19 protein-coding genes and 1 riboswitch are annotated in these 19418 nt (G+C 50.2%); of the genes, 1 reads left to right on the top strand and 18 read right to left on the bottom strand.

Annotated elements, in window-relative coordinates:
- Position 1: 1 nt before the first annotated feature.
- The 10 genes from ASF12_RS23090 to ASF12_RS23045 form a co-directional block, all read right to left on the bottom strand.
- On the bottom strand, positions 2 to 469 hold the full coding sequence (locus tag ASF12_RS23090; protein ID WP_056039958.1) for a thiol-disulfide oxidoreductase DCC family protein: 468 nt from the start codon (positions 467 to 469) through the stop codon (positions 2 to 4).
- Between the two features lies 1 nt (position 470).
- On the bottom strand, positions 471 to 1475 hold the full coding sequence (gene ruvB / locus ASF12_RS23085) for a Holliday junction branch migration DNA helicase RuvB (protein ID WP_056039956.1): 1005 nt from the start codon (positions 1473 to 1475) through the stop codon (positions 471 to 473).
- A gap of 20 nt (positions 1476 to 1495) precedes the next feature.
- The gene (gene ruvA / locus ASF12_RS23080) at positions 1496 to 2134 is read right to left on the bottom strand and encodes a Holliday junction branch migration protein RuvA (protein ID WP_056039954.1); all 639 of its coding nucleotides are present in this window, start codon (positions 2132 to 2134) and stop codon (positions 1496 to 1498) included.
- Positions 2131 to 2634, bottom strand: coding sequence for a crossover junction endodeoxyribonuclease RuvC (gene ruvC, locus ASF12_RS23075; protein ID WP_046229358.1), 504 nt, complete (start codon positions 2632 to 2634; stop codon positions 2131 to 2133). Before ruvC ends, ruvA begins: the two co-directional genes overlap by 4 nt.
- Before the next feature lie 178 nt (positions 2635 to 2812).
- Complete coding sequence (locus ASF12_RS23070) at positions 2813 to 3529, bottom strand: BofC C-terminal domain-containing protein (RefSeq protein WP_056039953.1); 717 nt, start codon at positions 3527 to 3529, stop codon at positions 2813 to 2815.
- A gap of 85 nt (positions 3530 to 3614) precedes the next feature.
- The gene (locus ASF12_RS23065; protein WP_327204937.1) at positions 3615 to 4472 is read right to left on the bottom strand and encodes an ABC transporter ATP-binding protein; all 858 of its coding nucleotides are present in this window, start codon (positions 4470 to 4472) and stop codon (positions 3615 to 3617) included.
- A complete protein-coding gene (locus ASF12_RS23060) occupies positions 4469 to 5245 on the bottom strand; it encodes an ATP-binding cassette domain-containing protein (protein ID WP_056039951.1) in 777 nt (258 codons plus the stop codon). The genes ASF12_RS23065 and ASF12_RS23060 overlap by 4 nt, the downstream gene beginning before the upstream one ends.
- 1 nt (position 5246) lies before the next feature.
- On the bottom strand, positions 5247 to 6074 hold the full coding sequence (nikC, locus tag ASF12_RS23055; protein ID WP_056039949.1) for a nickel transporter permease: 828 nt from the start codon (positions 6072 to 6074) through the stop codon (positions 5247 to 5249).
- Positions 6075 to 6089: 15 nt separating this feature from the next.
- Positions 6090 to 7019, bottom strand: coding sequence for a nickel ABC transporter permease (gene nikB, locus ASF12_RS23050; protein WP_056039947.1), 930 nt, complete (start codon positions 7017 to 7019; stop codon positions 6090 to 6092).
- Positions 7020 to 7038: 19 nt separating this feature from the next.
- Positions 7039 to 8613, bottom strand: a complete 1575-nt coding sequence (locus ASF12_RS23045) for an ABC transporter substrate-binding protein (protein ID WP_056039945.1) — start codon at positions 8611 to 8613, stop codon at positions 7039 to 7041.
- A gap of 282 nt (positions 8614 to 8895) precedes the next feature.
- Positions 8896 to 9158: riboswitch (cobalamin riboswitch) on the bottom strand.
- A gap of 225 nt (positions 9159 to 9383) precedes the next feature.
- On the opposite strand from ASF12_RS23045, the gene ASF12_RS23040 reads away from it, so the two are divergent.
- Positions 9384 to 10415: a hypothetical protein gene (locus tag ASF12_RS23040; RefSeq protein WP_056039943.1), complete on the top strand. Its 1032-nt coding sequence runs from the start codon at positions 9384 to 9386 to the stop codon at positions 10413 to 10415.
- Between the two features lie 78 nt (positions 10416 to 10493).
- Here the strand turns inward: ASF12_RS23040 and ASF12_RS23035 are convergent, their stop codons facing one another.
- From ASF12_RS23035 to obgE, 8 genes are all read right to left on the bottom strand, one after another.
- Positions 10494 to 12371: a LysM peptidoglycan-binding domain-containing protein gene (locus tag ASF12_RS23035; RefSeq protein WP_056039942.1), complete on the bottom strand. Its 1878-nt coding sequence runs from the start codon at positions 12369 to 12371 to the stop codon at positions 10494 to 10496.
- A 261-nt stretch (positions 12372 to 12632) separates the two neighbouring features.
- Positions 12633 to 13526 (bottom strand): prephenate dehydratase, encoded by an 894-nt coding sequence (gene pheA, locus ASF12_RS23030; RefSeq protein ID WP_056039941.1) that lies wholly within the window; start codon positions 13524 to 13526, stop codon positions 12633 to 12635.
- Complete coding sequence (gene thrB / locus ASF12_RS23025) at positions 13523 to 14503, bottom strand: homoserine kinase (RefSeq protein WP_056039938.1); 981 nt, start codon at positions 14501 to 14503, stop codon at positions 13523 to 13525. The genes pheA and thrB overlap by 4 nt, the downstream gene beginning before the upstream one ends.
- A 35-nt stretch (positions 14504 to 14538) precedes the next feature.
- A complete protein-coding gene (locus ASF12_RS23020) occupies positions 14539 to 15825 on the bottom strand; it encodes a homoserine dehydrogenase (RefSeq protein WP_056039937.1) in 1287 nt (428 codons plus the stop codon).
- 45 nt (positions 15826 to 15870) lie between these two features.
- Complete coding sequence (locus ASF12_RS23015; RefSeq protein ID WP_056039935.1) at positions 15871 to 16308, bottom strand: ACT domain-containing protein; 438 nt, start codon at positions 16306 to 16308, stop codon at positions 15871 to 15873.
- Positions 16309 to 16526: 218 nt separating this feature from the next.
- Positions 16527 to 17093 carry a hypothetical protein gene (locus ASF12_RS23010; RefSeq protein WP_056039933.1) on the bottom strand — a complete coding sequence of 189 codons (567 nt, stop codon included), beginning with the start codon at positions 17091 to 17093 and terminating at the stop codon, positions 16527 to 16529.
- Positions 17094 to 17301: 208 nt separating this feature from the next.
- Entirely contained in the window at positions 17302 to 17829 is a 528-nt protein-coding gene (locus ASF12_RS23005) for a hypothetical protein (protein ID WP_056039931.1), read from the bottom strand.
- Between the two features lie 264 nt (positions 17830 to 18093).
- Positions 18094 to 19413 carry a GTPase ObgE gene (gene obgE, locus ASF12_RS23000; RefSeq protein WP_056039928.1) on the bottom strand — a complete coding sequence of 440 codons (1320 nt, stop codon included), beginning with the start codon at positions 19411 to 19413 and terminating at the stop codon, positions 18094 to 18096.
- Between the last annotated feature and the right edge of the window lie 5 nt (positions 19414 to 19418).

Here is a 19418-nt window from a genome sequence, read left to right as displayed (position 1 = left end):
CTCACCTTCCCCCTTCTGGGTGATTATTGTTCTGCATTGGCGGCTTCCATTCGCAGCCATCCACCGAGCAGCTTTGCTCTGTTCTGCCAAACCATTCGTAACGTCGGCCCGCAATGATGCGATAAATAGCATCTGCTATTCGCCGCATGCCTGGGATCCGGTACAACAGGGCGAGCGCTCCCAGCCCTTTAACCGTGCGCAGCACGCGTATAACGCCGTCTGCTCCGGCATATAACATGCCATTGCTGTCCGCAACATGCATTTTCTCATAAAGCTGCTGCGTGCTCACCTGCTGAATGCCAGGAACGCTCACCGTTCCCGGCTGTTCCAATTGCTGAATTTGCACAAATTGCAAATGGGCCCGCGACGGAAGCTCCTTGAGCCTTGCAACCGTTGCAATGCATAGATTGCATTCGCCATCATAGACGATAAACAGCTTTTCTGCTGAATGCTTCCCCGCGCCAGCCATTCTAATTTCTCTCCGGGTATGGAATGCCTATATGGCGATACGCCTGCTCGGTCGCCATACGTCCGCGTGGCGTACGCTGGAGAAAGCCAATCTGCATTAAATATGGCTCATATACATCTTCTATCGTCTGGCTTTCCTCGCCAATTGTAGCCGCGATTGTATCCAGGCCTACTGGACGCCCGGCAAATGTCGTCATCATTGCATGCAGCATTTTATGGTCGATGCTGTCCAGTCCCATCGGATCAACCTGCAGAAGCTCCAGCGCCGAGCTTGCTATTTCGTCTGTTATAATGCCATCGCCACGCACCTGGGCAAAATCCCTTACCCGCTTGAGCAGGCGGTTGGCAATTCGCGGTGTTCCACGGGAGCGCAGCGCAATTTCCTGAGATGCTTCGCCTACGATGGAAATATCGAAAATTTCCGCCGAGCGCGAAATAATATAAGCAAGCTCATCAACCGTATAAAACTCCAGCCTGCTGATGACGCCGAAGCGGTCCCGCAGCGGAGCGGAAAGCAGCCCCGCCCTTGTCGTTGCGCCAATTAATGTAAAAGGCGGCAAATCAAGCCGTACGGATCTTGCGCTTGGCCCTTTGCCGATCATAATGTCGAGCGCATAATCCTCCATTGCCGGATAAAGCACTTCTTCTACTGTACGGTGCAGCCTATGGATTTCATCGATAAACAGCACGTCGCCCTCCTGCAAATTCGTCAGCAGGGCAGCGAGATCGCCTGGGCGCTCAATAGCTGGTCCCGATGTCGTACGCAGGTTTACGCCAAGCTCATTGGCGATTATGTTCGACAGCGTTGTTTTTCCAAGTCCGGGCGGCCCGTAAAGCAATACATGATCGAGCGCTTCCTTGCGAAGCTTTGCCGCGTCTATGTATACTTTTAAATTTTCCTTCGCCTTCGATTGACCGATATATTCAGCCAAATAACGAGGACGCAGACTTAGCTCCACCGCCTGATCATCCATCATAAGGTTGGCGGAAATAATTCTTTCGTCCATCCGTGCTCAGCTCCTTTTCGTCAACCTTTAAACAGCTGCTGCAAAGCGCGCTTCATGAGGGAATCAACCGTCTCCTCTGGAATCACCGTCTGCTGCAAGCCATGCCATGCCCGGTCAAGCTCCGCAGCTGTATAACCAAGCGCTGCGAGTGCCTCACGCGCTTCTTCCCAAGCGGTGCCTGCTCCCTGCCCGCTTCCGCTTTGGAATAAATCAGGCTCCAGGTAAGCGCCCGCCGCCGACAGCACTGCCGCATCGCTTGCGATGCCTGCAAGCTTGTCCTTCAAATCCAAAATCATCCGCTGCGCCGTCTTCTTGCCAATGCCCGGCAGCTTCGTAAGAAACGTAATGTTTTCCTGCTGAATGGCAGCAATAACGGTTTCTGGCTTGCCTCCTGCGAGTATGCCCAGCGCCACGCGCGGCCCAATGCCCGATACTTCCAGCAGCTTGCGGAACAGCGTCTGTTCCTCGCGCGTTGCAAACCCGTACAGCAAAATCGCATCCTCGCGAACGGAATGATGAATATATAGGGTTGCAGGCTCTTCCCTTTTCGCTAACGCATAGGGATTCGGCGTAAACACCCGGTAACCGACATCTCGTACATCCAGCACCACATACTCCAGCTCAACATGGGACACTATACCTCGTAAAAAATCAATCATGATCGTCCCGCCTCATTAATTTTTTGGACTAAAACTGCCGAATGGGCATGGCAAATGGCCACTGCCAGCGCATCCGCCACATCATCGGGCTTCGGAATGGCCGATAAATTCAGGAACATCTTGACCATCTCCTGCACTTGGCGCTTTTCCGCCTTGCCGTAGCCTACAACAGCCTGCTTAACTTGCAGCGGCGTATATTCCGCAACCGGAAGCCCGCGCTGCGCCGCCGCCAAAATAATAACCCCCCGCGCCTGACCAACCGCAAACGCCGTTGATACGTTCCGGTTGAAGAACAGCTTCTCCACCGCAACCGAATCGGGCTTGTACTTATCCATTAGGGCAACAGCCGAATCATAAATTTGAATGAGCCGCTCCTCGGGCGGCGTATGCGCCTCCGTCTGAATACAGCCATACTGAACGGGCTTAAGCTTATGACCCTGTTTATCAATGAAACCAAAACCCGCTATCGCAATACCGGGATCTATGCCTAGAACGCGCAAACCGCCAACTCCTTATTCCTGCCGTTTATTTCTCCTATTATACCAAAAGACAGAAAGGATGAGAACATGCGTTTGAGGAAAGTGTCGAGGAGCAGCCGATTTTCTTTACACCATCATTCATTATACAACAAGAAGAGGACGTCCTCTATAAGAACGTCCTCCGGGCTGCTATTTTCATCTAATAAGCGGATCGTTTAGCCGGTTTGCCATGTCCCAGCTCATAGTCGCTAAAGGTAGACAGGACGCTGTTAAACTCTTCGATGTCATTGATTTTAATGCCGTGGGTCAGCTGCTCTACTTTGTCGCGGGGCAAGCTGCTTTCCAAATACCCAATATCCAGTTGAAAAAAAGTTCTTAGCACCTTCTCCTGCTGGGGGGCCCCCTCAAACAGCGATAAATTCCCCTGCCTGTCCACGCCCATATACGCTTCATTCTGGCAATGCTTCGAAAACTCATCCACCGTCTGCTCAACCAGCACCCGGCTCGTTTTTTTATCGAAGCTTGCATGCCATTCGCCATTCGCCTCGAGCAGCCGGATCAGCTGGAGAGAAGTCATGCGCCCAAGCGGCCTGCTCTCCTCGCCGCATAGATAGTAGCGGCGCAGCATGACGCTGACTGGCTCCTGCTGCTCCCGCAGCTCGCGCAGCAGCTCAGAAGAGGGGCCGCTGGCGGCTCCTGCACTAGATGCTGCTCCTACGCCTACGGGATTAGCGCCAGACGCTGAATCGGCAAAATTGGCGACGGCGCTTGCCAGGTTGATGGCCGCAGCCGCCTTCGCAGGATGCCAGACAGTACCCGCTAGCGTGACGGCGAGCAAGGCGATACTGCCTAGCGTCCAAAGCGGACGGCGGCGAAGCTTTCTTTTTAGCTGCTTCCATAAGCTCATTAGCATCATGTTTGAACCCCTTTGTGCCTTTTTATTGCATAGGGTTCCACTGAGTTTCCAATATTATGCGCGTAAGAGAAACACCGAAGGAGGGCTAGCTTTTTACAAGCTCATAGGGCAGTTCCTTCTCCGCGTTTTCAACTGAGCTTTCGTCCACGTGCTCCTCTAGCGTCGCAAATAAAGCATGGGTGTACGGATGCTTAAGCTTGCCTTCCTCCCATTCACTAAACGTTTCCACGATTTCGCCCTGGTACATGACCGCGATCCGGTCGCACAGCTGACGGGCAAGCGCCAAATCATGCGTAATGAACAAGTAGGCCAGCTCTTGCTGCCGCTGAATTTGCTGGAGCATCGACACGATAGAAGTCTGCGATAAAGGATCGAGACTGGCTAACGACTCGTCGAAAATAATCACTTCCGGGCGCACCGCCAGCGCTCTCGCAATGCATACGCGCTGCTTCTGCCCTCCGCTAAGCTGATGCGGCAGCTTGCCTAGAAAGCTCTCGTCCAGGCCAACGGCGCGCATGAGCTGTTTGCTTAAGTCCCGAATTTCCAGCGGATGCTTAGCTCCAAAATTGCGCATTGGCTCTGCCAGCACCTCTTTAACAAGCATCCGGGGATGCAAGGAGGATGCAGAGTCCTGAAGGACAAGCTGTACGCTTTTGTATACCTGCAAATCCTTCATATGATGTCCATGAATAGACTGTCCGCCGAGCAAAATTTGCCCGGAGCTTAGCGTTTCCAGCTTCATAATGAGCCTTGCTAATGTGCTTTTCCCGCTGCCGCTTTCCCCAACAAGCCCAAGCGTTTCTCCGCGATGCAGCGCGAGATCAACCTGCTTCACAGCTTGAACGGCCGTGCTGCTGTCCTTCGCCTTAAGCCCTCTTCGCTTTCTCAGCAGCCGCAGCGGAAACGCCTTGGTCACTTGACGCAATTCCAACACAATCATCATAGGACGCTTCCTTTCGCTTGGACTGAAGCCATCCCGCCCGGCTGCATCGTGATGACACGATCCGCGAATTTGCGGACGCTTTGCTCGTCATGCGAAATGAGCAGCACCGTCAAGCCGAAATCCGCCTGCAGCTGCTTCAGCAAAGCTAACACTCGGTCGCGATTGAGTGCATCCAGCGCCGTCGTCGGCTCATCGGCAATAAACAATGCCGGCTCCGTGCTCAGCATCATTGCAAGCAGCACCCTTTGCCGCATGCCTCCGCTCAGTTCAAAAGGGTATGCGTCCAAAATCGCTGCCGGGTCCGCAAAGCCAATCCGTTCCAGCATCGTGCCCAAATACGCTTCCATTTCTTTGCGCGAACGCTTCGCTTGCAGCTTCAACGTCTCGACCATTTGCCTGCGCACCGTGCGGATCGGATCTAGGCCGCTCAGCGAATGCTGAATAAGAAGGGCGATTTCCTCACGGCGAAGCTTCTGCAAGCGACGCTCATCATAACGGGAAATATCATCCTCCTTATAAAAAATATGCCCGCCTGTCAGGCGCAGCCCGGTTTCCAGCAGCCCGACAAGCGCATGGGCAGTCATGCTTTTGCCGCAGCCGCTCGGCCCTACAAGCGCAGCCATTTCACCGGCATGAAGCTCCAAGGATACATTTTGGATGATAGGCAGCCATTTTCCAGCTTGCTGCCGGGAAATTTCTATATTTTGAACGCAGAGCAGCGGGGTATCGTTAAGGTTGGCGCTGTTGTTAATGTTGGTAGTGTTCGCCGCCATCTTACACCTCCTTCGGAACGTCAGCGTTCTGCTCTTTAAACCGGTCGCCAATTAATTGGCACGATAATACGAAGCTTACGATGGCAAGCCCCGGAAAAATCATGACATGCGGCGCCAGCTGAAAATAACGTGTAGCATCATGCAGCATGACGCCCCATTCAGGAGTAGGCGGCTGAACGCCCAGCCCGAGGAAGGATAGCCCGGCGATGAGCAGCACGATTTTTCCAATGTCAAGCGTACTGAACACAGCGATCGGCGCTGCAATCTGCGGCAAAATATAACGGCGCATAATCCGCAGATGCGAATTGCCGGACATGCGGGCTGTTATTAAATAATCCTCCTTGCTCACCTTAAGCACGAGCCCGCGAATGAGCCGGACATAATTGGCCCACCTCACGATGACAATCGCGATGATCATATTCGCAAACCCGGGTCCGAGTATGCCCACAATGGCAATTGTCAGTACAAAATCAGGAAAAGCGAGCGTGCCATCCATCAGCCGCATAAAAAAATGATCGGTGCGCCCGCCAAAATAGCCTGTTAACAGCCCAATCGGCAAGCTAATGCATAAGCTCAATCCCAAAATGACAAAAGCAATCGTAACCGTCGTCCGAATCCCATATAAAATGCGCGATAAAATGCAGCGCCCCAAATGATCGGTGCCAAAAGGATATTCGCCGCTCGGCGCCAGAAGCCGATTCGGTAGATTCACCTGAAGCGGATTATGAGGCGCGAGCCACGGGGCCAGCAAGCCCAGCAGCACAATACTTGCAAACAGGCCGATGCCAAGCAGCAAGCTTGTATTCTTTTTTTGAAAAAGGGTCCGCATAAAAAAGAGTTCCTCCTAGCTTGCCCGCAGCCGCGGGTCCAAGCGCACATAAAAAACTTCCACCGCCAAATGGATTGCGACAAACAAGAAGGAGGTGAATACGACATAACCTTGAATGACCGGATAATCCCGCGCCGTTATCGCTTCAATAATATATTTGCCTACACCGGGCCAGGAAAAGATCGTCTCAACGATCACATTGCCTCCCAGCATAAAAGCAAAGCTTGTCCCCAGCATCGATAAGATCGGCAAAAAGGCATGCTTGAACACTTGAAAAATGAATATTCTTCCTTTGGATAAGCCTCTCGCACGCGATGCTTTGACGAAGTTCTGGTTGTTCATCTCCAGCATATTCGTCCGCAAAACCCGGGCATAGACCGCGCCAAGCCCTAGGCCAAGCGTAACCGCCGGCATGAGGAGATGAGCAAAGCCCCCGCGTCCCATGGAAGGCAGCCAGCCTAGCCGGACCGAGAAAAAATAAATCAATAAAAAACCGAGCCAAAAGGAGGGGATCGAGGCGCCCAGCAGCGCAAGGATTCGGCCTATCCGGTCCAGCAGCCCTGTTGAAAAGATTGCGGTCACCATGCCTATAAGGCACGTTGCCAGCAGCATGACCAATGCGCCAGCAGAAGCAAGCTCCAGTGTGGCGGGCAGCCTTTTGAGCAGTTCCCCGGCAACCGGCTCCTTGGACATATAAGATGTCCCCCACTGCCATGTAAATACATCGCCTAGCCAGCCTATATATTGACTCCACAAGGAATCCGTCAGTCCCATTTCCTCCCGGAGCGCGTCAATCGCCTCCTGCGAGGCCGGGATATTATGCGTGGTCAGCAAAATTCTCGCCGGATCGCCTGGAGATACCCGCATTAATATGAAGGTAAGCGTCGCTACGCAAAAAATGACGAGCAGCATTTGCGCGACGCGTTCTAGCCAAAAACGAAGCATACTTAAGTTCACCCTTTACTTAAGGGATATCGACTTCAGCCGTCACATAATAATATTCGATCGGATGCGGTATGAAGCCCGTTACCCCTTTTTTCACGCCAAATACATTGTCAGGATGTACGATAAACGACTGCGGCAAATCAGCATTAATAATATCTTGGGCCTGTATCGCAAGCGCATAACGCGCATCGGTATCCGCCGTATCGTTAAGCTTATCGATTACCGTCTCAAGCGGCTTCGATTCATAATGGCTGACATTCGATTCGCTAGCAGCTTGATAGAAAATGTTCAAGAAATATTGCGGATCGCCCGTCTGCGCCGTCAGCATGCTGTACATCGCAAGGTCCCAATCGGACTTCGCAAGCTCAGCGTCAATATTTTCAACCTTGCGTATTTTCACGGTAATTCCTTCATTAAGCAGTTGATTTTGAATAACCTCTGCCATAACCGACAGCTCTGGGCGGTGCGGGAACGTAAGGAGCGTCGCCTCGAACGGCTTGCCTTCCTTCTCCCACATGCCTTCCGCATTTTTCTGCCAGCCGCCAGCGGTCAGCAATTGCTCCGTCGTTTCCCCTGCTGCTTGCTCCGCCACTTTGCCGAATGGCAAAATTTCCGGGAACGGGCTTTTCGCTTTCGTGCCGTAACCACGCATAACCGATTCAATAATCGCCTCGCGCGGAATCGCTTGATCTACAACCTCGCGGTTCGATTTTTCTTTAAACAAAGCAGAATTCATATTAAATAATACCATATGTGTACGAACCGATGGGGCAGACAGCACTTCCAGCTTGCTGTCCTTCTCTACCAGCTCAATGCTGTCAATCGGAATGTCCGTTGCGACATCTACTTCACCAGCTTGCAGCGCCATCAGACGCGTGTTGCCATCGGTTACAAACTTCATCGTCACTTCTGAAAGCTTTGCGGGTTCCCCCCAATAGCCATCATAACGCTCAACAACAAGCGATACGTCTTTCGTAAATTGCTTGATTTTGAAAGCTCCCGTCATGGCCGGGTAGCTGCCCGCTTCCTTCATGCTGTCAACATCAAGAATAATCGTGCTTGGATCAGCCAAGCTGGAAATGATCGCCGAGTTCGGCTGTGTCGTAATCATTTTCAGCTCGTCAGGCGCAAGCACTTCAATATCTTTAACCAGAAGCAAATCCTTCGCCAAATGGCTGTTCGCAATGGAACGCAGCAGCGATGCTTTTACGCTTTCAGCATCCATTTTTTTGCCGTTGTGGAACGTTACGCCCGTTTCCAGCTTGAACGTCCACGTATTAGCATCCTCCTGCTTCCATTCCTTCGCGAGCCAAGCGGATGGCTGCAGCTGCTCATTCAATTTAATCAGCGTTTCCCCTGCGCCCGAGCGCATAACATCCCAGCTATCGTCGCCATGCGGATCAACGCCTGCAGGGTTCCAAGTGTACGCCATTGTTAGTGTTTTTTTAGCGGCAGCAGCGTTGTTTCCCGAGGCAGCATCCGTGCCCTGCTCTGCGTTTTGGCCAGCATTCGTGCTGCATCCTGCAAGGACCAGCATCAAGCAAACGATCATCATTCCAAGTGACAAGCTAAGCGGCTTCTTCGTGTGGTTCATTTTTCTTTTGTCTCCCCTTCTAGTAAGCGTAAACGGCCGAAAGCCGTCCTGTGGCGGCAAAGCTACCGTTTCGCGTAGAAATATAGAGAAAGGATAGAAAAATCATATCTTTTCTCTATATTTAAAAAAAGCATCCCCGACCCTTAAAAAGCAGTCAGAAATGCTTTTATGTTAAATAACTAAACCTTATCTGCGTCTGCTCGCCATGAAGCAACAAATAATCGTTAGACATTTTGCAATAAATGGGCATAACCAACCACCTCCCTAAGCACCGTAGGTCAAACAGTGATGTTAAAACAGGCAGGTCTCCTGACTTGGGGCCTCCCTCTCTTCCCTTCCCAGCTAGGGTAAGCATCTGCTATTCGTCTTGCGACGAAAAGAAGCTCATCAGCCAGTGGCTTATTTGTGAGGGGAGCGCAGCCTGTGTAAGCTGCTGCCCTTTACAGTGGCGGGTCCGTGTCGGCCTTTAACCGAACTTCCCTTTTAAGCGAACGAAGACGTATAAGTTCCAGCCAACATTTCGCACCTATTTTCATTCAAGTATGAAGTTTTGCAGGCTCATAAGCCCGTCCTGTCCGTAATCCATTCTTAATCATAGGGAGGAAGCGGGAATCTGTCAATGGCTTTAATTCGAAAATGAAAGTGTTTTCAACATAAAACTTTCATATTTTTTCCAGTAATGTTATATTGAAATTACTTCACGCATGATGAGCTTATTTATTAAATTAATCCAATAGATAACCTAATCAAATAGAAAAGGAATGATCACAGTGACGGTGAAAATCCTTCCAGTTGAAGAAAAGCAAATTATTGATTCATATTGGTTTTACAGTGATTTTTATTCTATTATCTCGCGTGTGGACTCGAAAAAATTATGGTTTATGAATAATTATATTAATTTATTCGATATTCCTGATCCAAACCAATTATATACCTTTTTCTTCAACGGTTATTATAGAGATAAAATGGTTGAGTTTTATGACTGCCCATTTATTGATTTTCAGCGGATAGCGCTAGATAGGCAAAGCTCAACGATTTTAAATAACGACCTGTTTGATTTTATAAAAGCATCGATTGATGGCGGCTATTATGTAATCGTTATGATCGACCGTTTTCATATTAAAGAGTATGAAATTTCGGCAAGATCCCCACATGAAGTCATGATAAATGGGTATGATGATGCAAATAAAAAGCTGTACTTTTGTGACAATAATGCCAACGGAAAATATTCAACGAATATCACCTGTGATTACGAAGCTTTTCATAGAGCATTTCATATATTAGAAATCGATGCCCATGATTTTAAAGACCATCTTTATTTATTGAAGCCGCTCGAAAATACCGATTATACTTTTTCTCTAACATATGTGAAAAATACGATGAATGCCTACCTCTTGTCTAAGGCACATACGGATGAACATTATAACCAAGCTTTAGGCACACCCGGGCTAACCTTCGGTATTAATGTTTACGACAAGGCCTCCGAGTATTTAAAATATTTGGCTCAAGAAGAGGTAGTATTTGATATTAGATCGTTCCACCTGCTTTACGACCATAAGAAATGCATGACCATGCGATTAAACTACATGATTAATAACCATCATTTGATTGATGATAATCAAATTTTAAGCAGATGGAGAAAGCTGGAGGCTACTGCGCAGGCTGTAAGAAATTCCATCTTAAAATATTGGCTTACTCGAAGCTCGGATACGTTGTACAAGCAAATGGAGCAGCTGCAAAAATTGAAGGAGACGGAAAAGATTTTGCTGCAGGAGATTGTAGATCAGTTGAAGGATGGTTAGATTTATTAACAAATCAGAGAGCACCTCTTCTCCGTTATGAAGAAAAGGTGCTTTGCTATTAACTTATTAATTTAAAAACTAGCGGCTAATCCAAGGGCTGCTGTTTTGCTTGCTCGTTCTAGAACGAGGGGCAACGGTGCGAATTACCGCTTTTTTATTGGATTTGCGCTGCGCATTGTTTTTGCCGTTTTTCACATTGATTGTCGTTGTTTCTTTTACTTGCTCATCCTCTTCGCGCTTATCCTTGCAGCCGCAATTGCATGGCTTTTGTGACTCAACTCCTGCGGTTTGCATAGGATAATATCCGTAAGGCGGGAACGGAGGAAATGCTGAGACGGGATAGCCGTTGCAGTTGTTGCCGATTGGCGACACCATTCCGCCATAACCGTAGCCTTGTGTGTTTGCTGGCGATACGGCTCCACCATAGCCGTAGCCTTGCGTTTCTGCCGGCGATACCATTCCGCCATAGCCTTGCGTGCTTGCTGGCGATACGGCTCCACCATAGCCGTAGCCTTGCGTTTCTGCTGGCGATACGGCTCCACCATAGCCGTAGCCTTGCGTTTCTGCTGGCGATACGGCTCCACCATAGCCGTAGCCTTGTGTTTCTGCCGGCGATACGGCTCCACCATAGCCGTAGCCTTGTGTTTCTGCCGGCGATACGGCTCCACCATAGCCGTAGCCTTGCGTCTCTGCTGGCGATACCATTCCGCCATAGCCGTAGCCTTGCGTCTCTGCCGGCGATACCATTCCGCCATAGCCTTGCGTGCTTGCTGGCGATACGGCTCCACCATAGCCGTAGCCTTGCGTCTCTGCTGGCGATACCATTCCGCCATAGCCGTAGCCTTGCGTCTCTGCCGGCGATACCATTCCGCCATAGCCGTAGCCTTGCGTCTCTGCCGGCGATACCATTCCGCCATAGCCGTAGCCTTGCGTCTCTGCTGGCGATACCATTCCGCCATAGCCGTAGCCACTGCTCATACCGCCTATCGGATACATCCCAGGAGGACACGGATTATAGCCTCCTCCTTGGCTCACAGGGCTGACCATAGTTGGCTGCTGCCAATGACCGTAACCGCCTGTTTGTGCAGGTGATACCGTTGTAGGCATGCTGTAGCCTCCGTATTGCGGCAAAGAAGGAGCCGTTGCAGCGGGCGATACAACTGTTGTCGGGTAAGTCGATGAAGCTTCTACCGCAGGTGTACCGTATTGCATAAACAAGTCAACGCTTTGCTGATGATGGGAATAAACCGGGTACGTCTTTTTCTCCACTGGCTTCTCAATCGGCAGCGGTTTTGGCTGCGGTACAGGTTTTGCCTCCGGTAGCGTAGGTGTCACAATAGGAGCAGTTGGTGTCTTCGTTATTGGCGCAGTTGGCGTCTTCGGAATCGGAGCGGTTGGCGTTTTTTCGGTTACTGGCGCAGTTGGCGTTTTGCCAGGAATTTGCCCTGTTGGCGTTTTGCCAGGAATTTGCCCTGTCGGCTTTTTACCGCCAACCCATTGCTGCACGCCTTGCATGACCGACAGCGGATGAAGAGCATGATGTCCTGTATGACCGCCTGTTCCCGCTGCCGTCGTCCCCATTCCTGCTGCCGTTCCCGTTCCTGTAGACGGTGTAGTCGTCATATGGCCCGCTTTAGGCACATTGACGATTTCGCCCGTCATGAGCACATTGGGATTTTTAAGTTGAGGATTCGCTTTGATCATATCGGCGAGTGGAACTCCCCATGCTTTGGACAGCTTCCACAGCGTATCCCCCTGCTTCACCACGTATTGGTGCATAATGTCCATTCCACCCGTTTCATGGGAAGAAGACGGGATTTTAATTTTCATCCCCACCTCAATGACGTCTGGATTCGTAATGGAAGGATTAAGCTTCAAAATCTCCTCAACCGTAACATGGTGCTTCTGACCGATTAAGTAGAGGGAATCGCCTTTCTTCACTACATAAATTTTCACTTGCCGACAACCTCCTGTCACGTTCTTTAAATAACTAGCATGATTGCTGCCGTGCATGCATGCTTGCTATCAATCTTTATATTCTATGCAGCACATGGGCAGGTGTCCCCAACTTTGAAAAAAAAATAGCGAGCCGCAGCCAGCTTACCAGAAGCTGTGCGTCTCGCTATTAGCAAAATACAATACCATCGGCCTAATCCTGCCGTTTAAACTAACCTTACAATCAGTATGACATGTGTTAATTTGCCGCATATCCATTAGTTACCCATTCGACTGCTGAAGCTGCTCGTACGTAAAGCTTGGATAACAACCAAGCACGCGCACCTGACAACCGATCGCTTCAATTTCAGCAATCGCTGCCGGCAGCAGCACCGTATCAAGCGACATCTCAATGTCGATATAAAAATAAGAATTGCCCAGCTTCTTCTTCGTCGGACGCGATTCAATCCGCGACAGATTGATGCGGCGCCATGCGAACGCTGACAACACCTGATGCAGCGCACCTGGATAGTCATCCGGCAAATTCACCAAAATACTCGTCTTCTTGAAATCAGAATGCCGCGCGGTATAAGGCTGCTCGCCAACGAGCAAAAACCGCGTATAGTTGTTGCTGTGGTCGGTAATGCTCGCCTGCAAAATATCCAGCTCATTGTTCGCCGCCGCTCTTGAAGTACCTATTGCCAGCCAGCCTGCTCCCGGGTTGTCGCGTACGATACGCACCGCTTCAGACGTACTGCCGACATGCTCCGTCTCAGCATGAGGGATTTCGCTTCTAAGAAACTGCAAGCACTGCGCCATAGCAACGGGATGGCTGATTACTTTTTTCACACGGGAATAATCTACGGTGCCATACTCATTCGTCAGCTCCGAACGCCGGCCGATTAAATTTTGTATCGAAGGATATACCCATTCGGCCTGAATCGGCAAGTCCACTTCATGAACCATCCAGTCCATATGCAGGCTAACCGAGCCTTCAATGGTGTTCTCGATCGGGATAATGCTATAGCCGCTTTCCCCTTTAACCGTCGATAGGAACACATCGGCAATGAGCCGATGATGCTTCCACACTACTTCTTCTCCTGCAAAAAGCTGCCGTGCCGCTTCATCTGATACAGAGCCTGCCGGCAGCAAAGCAACTGATTTTGTCGTACTCATACGGCCTCTCCTCTAATCCGCTCAAGCAAACCTAGCGATTTTGTGCCAGCCTTTGCCTGCTCTATAGTCACGCTCGGTCCTTCCGCACATGGCTTCAGCCATAGCGTCTGGGCCTCAATTCCTTCCTGCTTCAACGTCTCCAGCAGAAAATGCTCCAGCTCCTGCTTGCGAGGGCTGTCCGACTCTACAAAAGCGATCAACGTCGGGCCTGCGCCGCTTAAAGCGGCCCCCAGCGCGCCATAATCGGCTGCTTTGTCCAAAATCTCAGCCATGCCGGGAATAAGCGCTGCCCGGTAGGGCTGATGCAGGCAATCCCGCATCGCATGGCGAATGAGCCCAAGCTCGCCGCTGGCAAGAGCCGCAACGAGCAGCGAGCTGCGGCTCACGTTAAAGACCGCATCCTGCATGCTGATTTGTTTCGGCAGCGCATGGCGCGCCTTCTCCGTAGACAGCTGGAAGGAAGGAATCGCAACGAGCGCCTCCAGCTTCTCATGCGGCTCCAGACGAACATAATCTGCCCGCTCTCCATCCCGCCAAGCGGATACGACAATGCCGCCGAACAGCGACGCGCCTACATTGTCCGGATGGCCCTCCAGCGCTGTTGCCATCTGAAACAGCTTATCATCCGACAGCGGACTGCCGATTAACGCATTGGCGGCAACCAGCGCACCAACGATAGCTGAAGCGCTGCTGCCAAGTCCGCGTGTAAGCGGAATATTGCTGTACATCGCAATGTCCAGTTCTGGTACTTGTACGCCCGCTTCCTTGAATACAAGCTGCGCCACTTTATAAATCAAGTTTGACTTATCCTCAGGGATACCTGTCATTTCGTCTCCGTACAAGCGAAAAACCGTATGCTCAGCAACCGACATTTCAACCCAAGCATACAGGGAAAGCGCCATGCCCAGCGTATCGAAGCCTGGACCCAAATTAGCAGTGCTCGCAGGCACCTTTACGATTACTCGACGGTTATTCATAACGTTATAAAGCTCCTTCGATTGCTAGTGTTGGCTTAACCTTCAACGCGATACACGCTTTTCACCTTGCGGATAACATCCAGCTCTTCAAAGGTTTGCAATACCTTCTGCATCGCTGCTTTATTCGCATCATGCGTAATGACGATAATTTCCGCCTCTGGATTGACAGGATTCGGCTGTTGCAGAACCGATTCCAAGCTTACCTCAAAGTCTGCAAATACTTGAGTAATGCGCGCTAGCACGCCTGCGCGATCTGCTACATGGAGAAGCAGGAAATATTTTGAGGAGATTTGCTCATCGGTTTTGAGCTTCTTCTCCTTATAGGTCATAATATTTTGCTTGCCGTTAACGCCAAGCTTCAAGTTTTTCACAACGGCAACGAGATCGGCAACAATCGAGGTAGCCGTAGGCATGCCGCCAGCGCCCGGACCATAAAACATCGTTTCTCCAACCGCTTCGCCATGAACATATACGGCGTTGAATACGCCATTGACTGACGCGATAGGATGCGAATGCTTAACCATCGTTGGCTGTACGCTAATGCTGAATTCGTCATCTTGACGCTCTGCGATGCCAAGCAGCTTAAGCTCATAGCCCAGGCGCTTCGCATATTGGATGTCTTCACGGCTGACCGATGAAATCCCTTGAACGGATACATCATCCAAGGCCACATTGGCACGGAAGCCAAGCGTCGCCAAAATCGTCATTTTGCGCGCAGCATCCAGTCCCTCAACGTCAGAGGTCGGATCGGACTCCGCATAGCCGAGCGCTTGGGCTTCCTTAAGCACATCGGAGTACGAAGCGCCTTCCTGGCTCATCTTCGTCAAAATATAGTTCGTCGTGCCGTTAACGATACCCATAATTTTAGTTATCCGGTCGGAGGAGAAGCCTTCGATTAAAGTGCGGATAATCGGAATGCCGCCAGCTACGCTCGCTTCATAAAGCACATCGCAGCCGTGCTCCTGAGCAACAGCCAGTATTTCCGTTCCATGCAGCGCCATCAAATCTTTATTGGCAGTCACTACATGCTTGCCGCGCGATAAAGCTTCAATAATATATTGCTTCGTCTGTTCAATTCCACCCATTACTTCGACGATCACATCAATGTCCGGATTGTGGATAATTTCCCAAGGGTCCTCTGTCAGCTTGGACGGGTCGATCGAAATGTCGCGCGCTTTGCTTTTGTTGCTGACCAGCACCTTCGCAATTTCAATTGCCGAACCGGTCTGGCTTTGCAGATCCTCCTGATGTCCTTCCACGATGCGGACGACACCTGTTCCTACTGTTCCAAGCCCTAACAAACCTACTTTAATTGGTTTCATATGATTCCCTCCATTTATCCTTCAATAATATAACGTTCTATTTCATCAGCCTTGCCCGATTACGGCGGCTTTACGTACGCCCTGCTGGCTGCGAATAACATCCATTAAAGAGTCCAAATCCCCGCTGAGCTGGGAAACGTCAACTGAAATGACCACATGGGCAAGTCCTTGCAGGGGAATGCTTTGGTTCATAGTCAGCACATTGCCTTCATGCGTCGCCACGAGCGACAGCACCTTTGACAGCACGCCCGAACGATGCTCCAGCTCCATAGAAATCGTCACCAGCCGCTCACGGTTAATCTGATGCATCGCATAAACGCCATCCTTATACTTATAAAAAGCGCTCCTGCTCAGGTTCGCCTTCTCGGCTGCCTCATGCACCGTTGCCGCTTCGCCTCTGGCAAGCATTTCCTTTACCTGCAATGTCTTGAGAATGGCTTCCGGCAGCATATCCTCCCGTACAGCAAAATACCGCTGCGTCACTTCCGTCCCCCCTAAAAAGACATTTGTTCTTCTATAAAGGACATTATAGCGGAATCATAAGGCTGGGGCAATAGGTTTAAATGATAATCCGCTTTTAAACGGGAATAGTATTCAAAAAAAAAACGTTCCCTGCAAAGGCAAGCTTCGCAGGGAACGGATTCAATTACATATAACGGGCCGTTATCACGGCAAAGCGTCTGGCTCGCATGCAGCGCGGTCTACTGCTCTGTCCAACTTACAGTCAGCTCGGAAACTCCTTCTTCTGAAGCTAGTTTACCGCCGATGATTGAAATAAATTCGGAGCCGGAAATCGTTCCTTGAATAATAATATTTTTATCATCGATCGTCTGGGCGCCGTCCTCCAGCCCTTTTTCATTTACATAATCTTTATAGGATTGGCCTAGCTTGGCGAAGTCTTCCTTCGTCTTGAAAACAAGCAAAACCGATTTTTTGCCGTTATCGATATTTTCAGTCGAATTTGTAATAACCGCATCAGCGGGAATCGGGAAATCGGCAGGCAAATAATCGGGTCTTGCACTTGCAGACGATTCTCCGTCACCCTTTGTTTCTGTCTTTCCCTCATCTGAAGGAGCTGGTGATGCAGCAGCATCGCTTGGCGTCGCTTCCGCTCCAGGGCTTGCGCTTTCCGCTGTATTTCCTGGCGCTACGCTCGCTGTTTCCTGTGGAGCTGTATTGGTTCCACCAGCAGCATTATTGCCGCAGGCGCTTACGACACCCGCTATAATAACAACAGACAATAAAGAAAACCATCTATTTTTTTTCATGTTTTAACATCCTCTCATTTCATATGAAAATCTTCATGACAGCAGCAGCTTCCTGTTTAAAATAAGCATGACAATAAAATCGTTAAGCTCATTAATGGCGAGCAAAAGCAATATTACCACATAAAGCAGGAGACGGCCAGCATTCACCATTTCCAAATATATCAATGACGCGGTTTCAGCCAGTCCTCGTAGCTGAGGCTCAACGCAGTCAATTTTCCGACCAGGTCACCGTAATTTGTGAAACGCCGGCTTCTGAAAGTGTCGTACCCAACAGCCAAATGGAATCTGTTTTATCGATTGAGCCCTCAATCATAAGCTTCGAATCTGCAAACGTCACACTGCCGTCTTCCAGCTTTTTATCTATCGCATAAGCTTGATAAAGGTCAGCTAGCTCATCCATCGACTTTTTCGTCGTAAAATTGAACAATATCACTTTTTTGCCCTCATTTACCGATTTCGAGGAAGTCATGAAAACAGCATCAGCGGGAATCGGAAAATCGCTTGGCAAATCAGCCGGTCTCGCAATAGCCGAAGACGGTTCACTGCTCGCTGGCAGCTCGTCTGCCTCCGGCTCCGAAAGCGCTTCTTGTGGAACGGCTGCTGCCATCTCGGGCCATGTCTGGTCCACTGAAGCTGGGGCACTGCTCCCTCCATCCCCCGCCTCCTCGCTGCAAGCTCCAAGCCATACGGAAATACTCACCATTGTAATTAAGGAGAGTACTTTGCTTCTTTTCATTACGTTTAACATCCCTTCAACTGCTATTTTCCTTGGCATCGCAGCTTCTGCTGCCTAAGCCATGCATTCTACTGATTCAGCATACCTCCTAACACTTTTCTCTACTTGCATATGCCTTATTTACGCCGAATCAATATGTTGCTCTGTATAGCTATTACACCTTTTTGAGCAGGTTGTAACAGCTTTAGCGCTATTTTCTGAAAATACAGCTATTGAGCACATAAAAAAAGACGGCTTGCGCCGTCTCCTTGTGCCAATATTCGATTAAGCCATATAGTCGCTGCCTTCGAAAAATTCAAAGGTGAAATCGCCGATTTGCACCGTGTCGCCATCTTTGGCGCCATGCTTGCGCAGCGCTGCATCCACACCCATTTTCCGCATAATTTGGGCAAAACGCATGACTGAGTCATACGAAGTGACCTTCATACGCTTCAAATATTTCTCGATGCTTTCGCTCTCGACAACGTACAGCTCGTTCTCCTTGCGAATCGTATAGCTGGATTCCTCGCGTTTCTCGAACGTAAACACCTTGCGCTCGGTAACATCCTTCACTTCTTCGATTTCCAAATCATCTGGAACCGACTCCAGCGTATCCATCGCCTTGTACAACAGCTCCTGAACACCCTGCTTCGTCAAAGAAGACATCGGCACAATGAGGTATTCCTTCTCGCCGCGCACTTCCTCCAGCTGCTGCTTGAACTTCTCCAAATGCTCTGCCGCTTCCGGCATATCCATCTTGTTAGCCGCAATAATTTGCGGACGGTCGGCCAGCTTCTCATTGTAGAGCACCAGCTCTTCATTGATTTGCAGCCAATCCTCAAACGGATCGCGCCCCTCAGAGCCGGACATATCCAGCACGTGGATGATTACGCGAGTACGCTCGACATGGCGTAAAAACTCATGCCCCAGACCTACGCCCTCATGCGCGCCTTCGATTAATCCCGGTAAATCCGCCATTACGAAGCTGCGGTCATCGCCAACGTCTACAACCCCTAAATTCGGCGTTAGCGTTGTAAAATGATACGCGCCGATTTTCGGCTTGGCCCCGGATACGACCGACAGCAAGGTGGACTTGCCTACGCTTGGGAATCCGACCAGACCTACGTCTGCCATTACCTTAAGCTCAAGCACAATCCAGCGTTCTTGGCCTTCTTCACCCGTCTCGGCAATATCCGGAGCCGGGTTGTTAATCGTTGCAAACCTTGTATTGCCGCGTCCGCCACGTCCGCCCTTTGCTACAATAATTTCCTGGCCATGGCGTGTCATGTCGGCAATGATTTCCTGCGAGTCATCGTCAATAATGATCGTGCCGGGAGGAATGCGTACGATCATATCATCCGCACCTGCACCATGCATGCTCTTCACTTTGCCGCGCTCGCCGCGCTCGCCTTTAAAATGCTTCTGATAGCGGAAATCCATCAGCGTGCGCAAGCCTTCATCTACGCGGAAAATAATATTTCCGCCTTTACCGCCATCGCCACCGGCAGGTCCGCCCTCCGGTACGTATTTCTCACGACGATAGGAGACGATGCCGTCGCCGCCGTTGCCACCTTTTACAAATATTTTCGCTTTATCGACAAACATGTTGT

It is taken from the genome of Paenibacillus sp. Leaf72 (assembly GCF_001422685.1).
Lineage (GTDB): Bacteria > Bacillota > Bacilli > Paenibacillales > Paenibacillaceae > Pristimantibacillus.
Note: the sequence above shows the minus strand (reverse complement) of the source record. Positions and strands in the feature narration are given on the sequence as shown.

Bases quoted from the DNA above. Each gene is read 5' to 3' on its own strand.
- ASF12_RS23045 (WP_056039945.1), bottom strand. From the start codon at position 8,613: ATGAACCACACGAAGAAGCCGCTTAGCTTGTCACTTGGAATGATGATC.
- obgE (WP_056039928.1), bottom strand. From the start codon at position 19,413: ATGTTTGTCGATAAAGCGAAAATATTTGTAAAAGGTGGCAACGGCGGC.
- ruvB (WP_056039956.1), bottom strand. From the start codon at position 1,475: ATGGACGAAAGAATTATTTCCGCCAACCTTATGATGGATGATCAGGCG.
- pheA (WP_056039941.1), bottom strand. From the start codon at position 13,526: ATGAGTACGACAAAATCAGTTGCTTTGCTGCCGGCAGGCTCTGTATCA.
- nikC (WP_056039949.1), bottom strand. From the start codon at position 6,074: ATGCGGACCCTTTTTCAAAAAAAGAATACAAGCTTGCTGCTTGGCATC.
- ASF12_RS23065 (WP_327204937.1), bottom strand. From the start codon at position 4,472: ATGATGATTGTGTTGGAATTGCGTCAAGTGACCAAGGCGTTTCCGCTG.
- ruvA (WP_056039954.1), bottom strand. From the start codon at position 2,134: ATGATTGATTTTTTACGAGGTATAGTGTCCCATGTTGAGCTGGAGTAT.
- ASF12_RS23090 (WP_056039958.1), bottom strand. From the start codon at position 469: ATGGCTGGCGCGGGGAAGCATTCAGCAGAAAAGCTGTTTATCGTCTAT.
- thrB (WP_056039938.1), bottom strand. From the start codon at position 14,503: ATGAATAACCGTCGAGTAATCGTAAAGGTGCCTGCGAGCACTGCTAAT.
- ASF12_RS23070 (WP_056039953.1), bottom strand. From the start codon at position 3,529: ATGATGCTAATGAGCTTATGGAAGCAGCTAAAAAGAAAGCTTCGCCGC.
- ASF12_RS23005 (WP_056039931.1), bottom strand. From the start codon at position 17,829: ATGAAAAGAAGCAAAGTACTCTCCTTAATTACAATGGTGAGTATTTCC.
- ASF12_RS23020 (WP_056039937.1), bottom strand. From the start codon at position 15,825: ATGAAACCAATTAAAGTAGGTTTGTTAGGGCTTGGAACAGTAGGAACA.
- ASF12_RS23010 (WP_056039933.1), bottom strand. From the start codon at position 17,093: ATGAAAAAAAATAGATGGTTTTCTTTATTGTCTGTTGTTATTATAGCG.
- nikB (WP_056039947.1), bottom strand. From the start codon at position 7,019: ATGCTTCGTTTTTGGCTAGAACGCGTCGCGCAAATGCTGCTCGTCATT.
- ASF12_RS23060 (WP_056039951.1), bottom strand. From the start codon at position 5,245: ATGGCGGCGAACACTACCAACATTAACAACAGCGCCAACCTTAACGAT.